Source organism: Marinomonas vulgaris, assembly GCF_018145875.1.
GTDB lineage: Bacteria > Pseudomonadota > Gammaproteobacteria > Pseudomonadales > Marinomonadaceae > Marinomonas > Marinomonas vulgaris.
On record NZ_JAGSSV010000019.1, the window covers coordinates 53,038 to 57,823 of the forward strand.

General features: G+C 44.5%; 4 protein-coding genes. 3 read left to right on the top strand and 1 reads right to left on the bottom strand.

Translation table 11 applies throughout. The features are described from left to right. Positions 1–114: 114 nt before the first annotated feature. On the bottom strand, positions 115–1,050 hold the full coding sequence (locus tag J9B83_RS12705) for a tRNA dihydrouridine synthase (RefSeq protein ID WP_268927922.1): 936 nt from the start codon (positions 1,048–1,050) through the stop codon (positions 115–117). A gap of 234 nt (positions 1,051–1,284) precedes the next feature. Here J9B83_RS12705 and J9B83_RS12710 point away from each other — a divergent pair, with 234 nt between their 5' ends. The 3 genes from J9B83_RS12710 to J9B83_RS12720 are packed head-to-tail and all read left to right on the top strand — an operon-like array spanning position 1,285 to position 4,583. Further along, positions 1,285–1,545, top strand: coding sequence for an OadG family protein (locus J9B83_RS12710; protein WP_236037290.1), 261 nt, complete (start codon positions 1,285–1,287; stop codon positions 1,543–1,545). A 44-nt stretch (positions 1,546–1,589) separates the two neighbouring features. Beyond that, on the top strand, positions 1,590–3,392 hold the full coding sequence (gene oadA / locus J9B83_RS12715; protein ID WP_211537235.1) for a sodium-extruding oxaloacetate decarboxylase subunit alpha: 1,803 nt from the start codon (positions 1,590–1,592) through the stop codon (positions 3,390–3,392). A gap of 18 nt (positions 3,393–3,410) precedes the next feature. After that, on the top strand, positions 3,411–4,583 hold the full coding sequence (locus tag J9B83_RS12720; RefSeq protein WP_211537236.1) for a sodium ion-translocating decarboxylase subunit beta: 1,173 nt from the start codon (positions 3,411–3,413) through the stop codon (positions 4,581–4,583). The last annotated feature ends 203 nt before the right edge of the window (positions 4,584–4,786 follow it).

The following is a 4,786-nucleotide window of genomic DNA, read 5'->3' on the forward strand; positions in this document are numbered from 1 at the left end:
ACCAGTAGCTCAGCTGGATAGAGTACTCGGCTACGAACCGAGCGGTCAGAGGTTCGAATCCTCTCTGGTGCACCATTAAATACCCTTCTCTTTTTCTATTCTATATTTCCTAATTTAATGACATTCCTGAAATATTCTTTCAAATTCTCTTGTGAGTTCTTTGGTTGTTTTACAGCGACGTAACACTTGTAAATTAAGCTGTATTTCCTCGAAATTGTATCTTAAATGCCCGCACCATTGTTTTAATCGGCCAAGCGTGGCTGTCTCATCATAATGCTGTTGTAATTCTTTGCTGTAGTCGCTAAACAGTTGAGTAAAAATGCCTTTGTCGTGGATTGGCGCTTGACCATTGAGTTGACTGCGAATCTGTTGAAAAACAAAAGGATTATTGAGTGCGCCACGGCCAATCATAAAGTGTTGGCAGCCAGAAATAGATTGGCAGCGGCGCAGTGAATTTATGTCCACAATGTCTCCGTTTGCAACCACTGTCATGGTTGTTTTATCTTGGATAATTCCCATTTTTTCCCAGCGTGCCGGCGGTTTGTAACCATCTCTTTTCGTTCGTCCATGAATTGTTAGTGTGTCCACACCAGCGGCTTCAATAGCAGCGACGTTATCAAACAGTAGATCTTCATTTTCAAAGCCCAGGCGAATTTTAGCCGACACTGGAATGTCTGCAGGCAATGAAGTGCGAATAGCTTTCATTATGTTGTGGAGGCTGTCGGGGGTTTGTAAGAGAACAGACCCGCCACCGTGTCCGTTAACTCGTTTGGCAGGGCAGCCAAAGTTAACGTCTATGTGTTGGGCGCCTGCTTCAACAGCGTTTAGAGCGCTATGAGCCATTAGTTCGGCATTACTCCCGAGTAGCTGTGTGTGAACGGGGTGTCGAAAATGAGTGCGAGCATGTCGAGTATTTTCGGGTACTAAGCGTCTGAAGCTGGATGCGGGAATGGGATATTGAGTAACGCGAACAAACTCGGATACCAGGTAGTTCATGCCGCCTATTCTAGAGAGTAGATCCCTCATCGTATGATCCATAACTCCCTCCATTGGGGCGACGGCCAATGTGATAGGGCTGCTGTTTGGTGTGATGGAATGTTGATTTTTGTCAGTTTTAAGAGGTGTTTGCGCTGAATTGTTCACGAAATAAGTCTAACTGTTATGCAAAAAAAATATGAAACTGTTCTGGTTTGTGATAAAAACTCACTATCAAAAATAAACAGCCCTGTGGGGTGAGCATCTGATCATATAAGGTGCGCACGTACAAGGCGAGATATAAAAGGTATGAACGCTATGAACGGGCTGCTTGAAGATGGTATTGGTTTAATGATCTTAGGAATGGGGTTCGTGTTCCTATTTTTGGTCGTTTTAATCTTTGCGACAGGGTATATGTCGCGTCTTTTAAATCATTTATTCCCAGAAGTGCTCGTGCAGAAGGCACCAGTAACGACAACAAGGTCGCCAGCTGCTACAGGTGTTGATGCACAAATGACAGCGGTGATTACGGCTGCGGTTCATCAGCACCGAGCAAACAAAAAATCTTAACTCTTTTCCTATAATTTTCTGACTTCCTTTATCGAGGCTGAAACATGACAACAACAAAGCAACCTCTTGGCATCACTGATGTCGTTTTACGTGATGCACACCAATCTTTATTTGCAACTCGCATGCGAATTGACGATATGCTTCCAATTGCAGAGAAGCTGGATCAAGTGGGCTTTTGGTCCCTAGAATCATGGGGGGGGGCAACGTTTGATTCTTGTATCCGTTTTGTGGGTGAAGATCCTTGGGAACGCATTCGCGAACTAAAAAAAGCTATGCCGAATACGCCTCAGCAAATGTTGTTGCGTGGTCAAAATTTACTTGGCTATCGTCATTATGCCGATGATGTTGTAACTAAGTTTGTTGAGCGAGCGGCAATGAATGGCGTTGATGTGTTCCGTATTTTTGATGCGATGAATGATCCGCGTAATTTAAAAACAGCTATTGAAGCGGTTAAGCAGCAGGGCAAGCATGCGCAAGGCACTTTGTCATACACAAAGAGTCGTGTTCATACGACGCAAAATTGGGTGGATTACGCTAAGACACTTGAAGATATGGGGGCGGACTCCATTGCCATTAAGGATATGTCGGGTATTTTGACGCCGTACGATGCTTTTGAGTTGGTAGGTTTGCTAAAAGCGCAAACTCAATTGGAAGTTCAATTGCATGCTCATGCTACATCTGGCTTGTCTGATATGACGATTCTTAAAGCGATAGAAGCGGGTGTCGATCGGGTTGATACGGCCATTTCTTCAATGTCGATGACATACGGTCATACTGCAACAGAATCTGTCGTGGCGGCATTACAGGGTACAGACCGAGATACTGGGTTGGACCTGACGCTTCTTGAAGAAATTGCGGCTTATTTCCGTGTGGTAAGAAAGAAATACGCAAAATTTGAAGGCTCTCTTCGTGGTACGGACTCACGAATTCTTGTTGCTCAAGTGCCGGGTGGTATGTTGACGAATATGGAAGGTCAGTTAAGAGAGCAGGGCGCAGCGGATAAGTTTGATGAAGTTTTGAAAGAGATCCCTAAAGTGCGTGAAGATTTAGGTTTGATTCCTTTGGTTACACCAACGTCGCAAATTGTGGGCACTCAGGCGGTTTTAAACGTCTTAACGGGTGAGCGTTATAAATCTATTTCGAAAGAAACTGCTGGTATTTTGAAGGGTGAGTACGGTGCGGCTCCTGCAGAGTTTAATAAGGAGCTTCAAGCTCGTGTGTTGAATGGTGCGGAAGCAATTACGTGTCGTCCAGCTGATTTATTGTCTCCTGAGATGGATAAGCTAACAGACGAGTTGCTGAATCTATCAAAAGAAAAAAATATCCAGCTAGCTAATGATCAAATTGACGATGTATTGACCTATGCATTGTTCCCACAGATTGGTTTGAAATTCTTGCAGAATCGTGGGGATGCCAGTGCTTTTGAGCCTGCACCTACGTTAGACGATGTTGTAGAAACTAAAGCGGTGGCGGCAACGTCTGCCTCTTCAAATGAAACGTCTGTTTATACTGTGTCTGTTTCGGGTCAGAGCTTTGTTGTTCAAGTATCTGAAGGGGGAGATGTTAGTAACATTCAGCCTGTTGGCAATGCTGTTACGTCTGCACCTGTAGAAGCGGCGACACAAGTATCTGCGTCAGGCGAAGATGTACCTTCTCCATTATCAGGTAACATTTTTAAAGTGCTTGTATCACCAGGGCAGCAGGTTGAAGAAGGTGATACCGTGATGATTTTAGAAGCCATGAAGATGGAGACAGAAATCTCAGCACCTAAAGCCGGTGTCGTTGGTTCCATTAATGTAAAAGAAGGCGACTCAGTGCAAGTGGGCCAATCACTTCTTACTCTATAAGCTAGGAAAACGTAGATAATGGAAAACAAACTATTAAATCTGTATCACGATACGGGTATTTACCAGTTAGAGCTCGGTCAGTTCGTTATGATCTGTGTGGGGTTGCTGCTGGTTTATTTGGCGATAAAAAAAGGTTTTGAGCCTTTGCTATTGTTGCCGATCGGTATTGGAGCTGTGTTAGTGAATATTCCTGGTGCTGGCTTTATGGCTGCACCTGTTTATGATGCTGCAGGACACATGACGTCTCCTGGTGGTCTCCAATATTATATTTACCATGGCGGCATTGAGACGGGTCTATTTCCACTCATGATTTTCATGGGGGTCGGTGCAATGACGGACTTTGGTCCTATGCTGGCTAACCCCAAAACCCTATTGCTAGGTGCCGCAGCGCAATTCGGTATTTTTGCAACCGTTATCGGTGCTGTTGTGCTGGGTGCTTCGGGGCTAATGGACTTTACTTTAGCGGATGCTGCCGCCATTGGTATTATCGGTGGTGCAGATGGGCCGACTGCTATTTTTGTTGCTAGCCGATTGGCGCCGGATCTTTTGGGGGGTATTGCTGTGGCGGCGTATTCTTATATGGCGCTTGTTCCTCTTATTCAGCCACCCATTATGCGAGCTTTGACATCAAAAGAAGAACGTTCTATTAAAATGGTACAGCTGCGTCCTGTAACAAAGAAAGAGAAAATCATATTCCCAATTGTTGTTGTGATTCTTGTGGCAATGTTTTTGCCATCGGCAGCGCCCTTATTGGGGATGTTTTGTTTTGGCAACTTGATGCGAGAGTGTGGTGTTGTTGACCGATTAAGTGATACCGCACAAAATGCACTAATTAATATTGTAACAATCTTTTTAGGATTGGGTGTTGGTTCTAAACTTAGTTCGGAAGATTTTCTAAATCTAGAGACGTTGGGGATTCTGGGGTTAGGTTTGGTTGCTTTCTCTATCGGTACGGCTGCTGGTATTTTAATGGCTAAGCTGATGAATCGCTTTTCGTCAGAAGCAATTAACCCACTCATCGGCGCAGCCGGTGTGTCAGCAGTGCCTATGGCTGCGCGTGTTGCTAACAAAGTTGGACTGGAATCCAACAAACAAAATTTCTTATTGATGCATGCGATGGGACCTAATGTGGCAGGGGTTATTGGTTCTGCTGTTGCAGCGGGCGTCATGTTGAGTTATGTAGGTGGCTAAACCCTAAATGGTTTATGCTGTTAAAAAGACGCTTCGGCGTCTTTTTTTGTTCACGGTGTTGTGTATTTGATGGTGATATAGGGCGGTTTTAGGCCGTGTGTTAACGGATTTCAATTAAATCGCACATTTCTTCAAAAAAGGGTTGCACTAAATCTGTAGATCCTTAATATACGCCCTCGCTGACACGGACAAGGCTTCAGAGC

Excerpts from the sequence above, each read along its gene's own strand:
- J9B83_RS12705 (WP_268927922.1), bottom strand. The coding sequence starts at position 1,050 with ATGGAGGGAGTTATGGATCATACGATGAGGGATCTACTCTCTAGAATA.
- J9B83_RS12710 (WP_236037290.1), top strand. The coding sequence starts at position 1,285 with ATGAACGCTATGAACGGGCTGCTTGAAGATGGTATTGGTTTAATGATC.
- oadA (WP_211537235.1), top strand. The coding sequence starts at position 1,590 with ATGACAACAACAAAGCAACCTCTTGGCATCACTGATGTCGTTTTACGT.
- J9B83_RS12720 (WP_211537236.1), top strand. The coding sequence starts at position 3,411 with ATGGAAAACAAACTATTAAATCTGTATCACGATACGGGTATTTACCAG.